Source organism: Nitrospira sp., from assembly GCA_016788885.1.
Taxonomy (GTDB): Bacteria; Nitrospirota; Nitrospiria; order Nitrospirales; family Nitrospiraceae; genus Nitrospira_A.
The window spans coordinates 1-3,074 of record JAEURX010000056.1; the positions used below are offsets into that span (position 1 = coordinate 1).

Sequence of the window (3,074 nt, forward strand, 5' to 3'; positions counted from 1 at the left end):
GGAAGATCCGTCGTTCCCCCGCAATGGAGAACAAATCGTGAGCGAAGTGGTGGACGGAGGAAAGAGTGTACGGGTGCTTCTTCCATTGTTCTATGGCAAGGCCTGCCTGAGTTGCCATGGCGCCCCCAAAGGTGAGCGAGATGTGACCGGATACGCGCGAGAAGGCTCACAAGAAGGCACCCTGGGAGGCGCCATTAGCGTCAAACTTCCCTTGCCGTAAAAGAATACGCACTCACGCAGGCCCGTTTGTCCCACAAGGTGCTTGCCTCGAACAGTGAGCACTTTTCAATAGTGCTTGCCGGCCCACCAGCTGTAGCACTAACCCATCCGTGGCATCGGACCTGTAAGGCAGCCAAGGTCCAAGACCTCCATTTCAACGACCTCCGCCCCCCCTCACAACCCGGCTTCAGAACCTCGGGGTGAGTCTGGAGATTCGCTCCGCGCTGCTCGGACATAGCACAAAAGCCATGATGACGAGTCAGTATTCCCATGGCGGGCACGGCTGGAATCTCAAGCTCCGCGACGCCGTGACACAGTTAGAAACTACGTACACGAAGCCTATTTTGTCCTATGGATTGTCCTATGAGAGGCCAACCCTTCAGCAGCCAGAACTCAGGAGAGTGGCTAACTCTGCGGAAGATCAGGGGGAAAGTTGGTGGTCCCAACGGGATTTGAACCCGTGTCTGAGCCTTGAGAGGGCTCCGTCCTAGGCCAAGCTAGACGATGGGACCGGAGAGATCATCCATGCGGAAGCGGAAAGATCAGGACTGTACCATAGCGAGTTTTACCTTTTCAAACGGCAAGTCACTGTAGCAGGGATGACACCTGTGCGCATGGAACAGGCCGCCCATCACACAGGCGAGGCTTGCAGCGTCCGGCGAATTAGCCTACAGTACCGCCATGCGTTCTCTTACTCCCCGTTTCCGAGGGCTCCTTGTCGCAGGCGTGGTTCCTGCGTTCATCTCATTAGCAGGCTGCGGAGCCAGCTTTATGGAAGGGATGATCGCCCCCCCCAATTCGAGCGCCTGGACCACATGCGGCACCAAGACCATCGTGCATATCAAACCGCCGCAGTCCACCATCACGATCGCCTATACCGAGCCCACGACTGGGACGGACGGCAAGCCTCTCACGAACCTGGCCCACACCACCATTTACTACAACGCCGGGGATGGCCCCGTGATCGCCAAGGTGGTCCCAGCCTCTCAGAAGACCGGAGGCGGGGCCGTCTCACAGGTCATTACGATTCCGCTGCCCAAGCAGACGGGGCAAGATGTCTCTGTCTGTGTGACGGCCACCGACACCGACGAGCGTGAAGGCCCTGCGACTCCTTAGCCCACAACAGACTTGACAGCGCCAGGCTAACGGCCTACCTTGCTCTCCATTTGCTCAGGCAGGCACGCTCGTTCGACTGCGTGGCGCAACCGGTCTTTTGATCGCTTTAGATCTCGACGCATGGACCTACGCAATCCTGACGCATCACACGCCTCCAACCAGGCCGAGTCGGAGCGTCACAAACACAGCCTGGAAATCCGGCTTGGCTCCAACATTTTCCGCAACACCAACGGCGTCATCCGGGTGCAGGGCAAGGAACAATTGGTACTGGAACTCGCGCCCGAACACGATCGCATTCTCCTCACCATCGACCTGTACGACGGCAGCGGCAACCATGTCGCCCATCTGCGCCGCAATCGGTGGGCGTTCAACGACGGCAACCGCTTTTCACTCAATACGAGCGATTCCCCGCCGACCCTGTTTCCCAATCTGCCCTGGCTAAAAATGACGGATCAGGAAACCGGTGAAACGGTCTTGGAAGCGGCGGTGGCGCCGGGCGAGAAGATCCACGTGGCAACGGGCAAATTCTACTCTCACCGCGGCCAGCTCATCGAAATCACCTCGCACTTCTGCCGCATCGGGTCGACCCACACGTTGTTCGGTGATGTGTTCGAAGCGCGCGGCGGCACGGCGGTGCTGGGGTAGCCCCCTTCTGATCCATGACCGACAGTCCGACCCCCAGCATCCAAGCCTTCCTCGTGTGCGACTCCGTCATCGAAGACAGCCTCACCAAAAAGAAATCGCTGATTGGCCTCTTCACGCACCTTCAGGCGATGACCTTTCCGTTTCAACATCACCAACTCGGCCTGTACTTCTGCATGACCGACGCCGAAGGCACCTACCACTTTGACATCGACCTGATGCACGTCAACACCGACCAACTGGTCTGTCGCGCCTCGCTTCCGGACATCGTCATCGGCGATCGTTTGCAGATAGCCGATTTCGGTATCAACGTTCCCGCCCTGCTGTTCCCTTCCCCGGGACGTTATGAATTTCGCCTACGCATGAACGGCCGCGTGATCGCGCAAAAGGACTTCAGCGTGATCCAGGTGACGCCTCCGGCTGGTACGTAGCCGAAGCGGCGCACAACAGGCCGCTGCACGGGATCACGGCACGGCCGTTGTTCGCAGCCATCTCCGCAATCCCGCGATGTGCGTCACGCAGGTGGGGTGTGTCTAGGATTGAGTCGCGTCGAGAAGTAATTAGAACGCCGTGGCGTTGGCCAGACAGGCATCGACATACCCGTCCTCGCCCTTGCGACAGGCCTGTGCCCGTTTGTTTTTATCGTCATACAAGGGGACGACCATCTCGCCGACAGTGGCATAGCAATCTTTTTTAAACGGCCCATCCAGGCTGCGGCACAGGGCCAGACCGGGATCCGGATTCGCGTCGGTGAGAATGAAGTCCTTCACGGCGCCGATGAAGCATTGCTGGATCTGATCGCCTTGCCCCAGTCGACACAGCTCGTTCACCCGCGCGGCATCACGCAACGTGTAGCCGCTGATATCGCGCCCGAGACTCCGGTAACAGGTCGTCTGGTGCTCCCCTTCCACCCGGGCACATTGCACAAACGCCTGGGCAAAGTCGTAATTCAGAAACGTCAGCACCGCCGACGTCTGCATCAAGTAGCAGGCCCGCAGGTATTTCTCGGTCAGGACCGAGCAGGGATACAACAGGTCCTGGGGGTTGAGAAAACTGGTCACGTCATGGTGATGATGGCCACCGGCCGGTTGCGCCCG

Annotated in this window: 5 protein-coding genes and 1 tRNA gene; 4 read left to right on the forward strand and 2 right to left on the reverse strand. The window is 58.8% G+C overall.

Features of this window, described 5'->3' with window-relative positions; translation table 11 throughout:
• The first annotated feature begins 37 nt into the window (after nucleotides 1-37).
• Nucleotides 38-220, forward strand: coding sequence for a DUF3365 domain-containing protein (locus JNL86_15905; protein ID MBL8044393.1), 183 nt, complete (start codon nucleotides 38-40; stop codon nucleotides 218-220).
• A gap of 433 nt (nucleotides 221-653) precedes the next feature.
• Here JNL86_15905 and JNL86_15910 read toward each other — a convergent pair.
• Nucleotides 654-731 (reverse strand) — tRNA-Glu (locus JNL86_15910).
• 259 nt (nucleotides 732-990) lie between these two features.
• Here JNL86_15910 and JNL86_15915 point away from each other — a divergent pair.
• The 3 genes from JNL86_15915 to JNL86_15925 all read left to right on the forward strand — a co-directional run bounded on the left by JNL86_15915 (nucleotide 991) and on the right by JNL86_15925 (nucleotide 2,408).
• Entirely contained in the window at nucleotides 991-1,335 is a 345-nt protein-coding gene (locus JNL86_15915; protein MBL8044394.1) for a hypothetical protein, read from the forward strand.
• A gap of 120 nt (nucleotides 1,336-1,455) precedes the next feature.
• Nucleotides 1,456-1,980 carry a hypothetical protein gene (locus JNL86_15920; GenBank protein ID MBL8044395.1) on the forward strand — a complete coding sequence of 175 codons (525 nt, stop codon included), beginning with the start codon at nucleotides 1,456-1,458 and terminating at the stop codon, nucleotides 1,978-1,980.
• Nucleotides 1,981-1,994: 14 nt separating this feature from the next.
• A complete protein-coding gene (locus tag JNL86_15925) occupies nucleotides 1,995-2,408 on the forward strand; it encodes a hypothetical protein (protein MBL8044396.1) in 414 nt (137 codons plus the stop codon).
• Nucleotides 2,409-2,537: 129 nt separating this feature from the next.
• Here JNL86_15925 and JNL86_15930 read toward each other — a convergent pair.
• Nucleotides 2,538-3,074: hypothetical protein (locus tag JNL86_15930; protein MBL8044397.1), on the reverse strand; the 537-nt coding region annotated here is incomplete at its 5' end.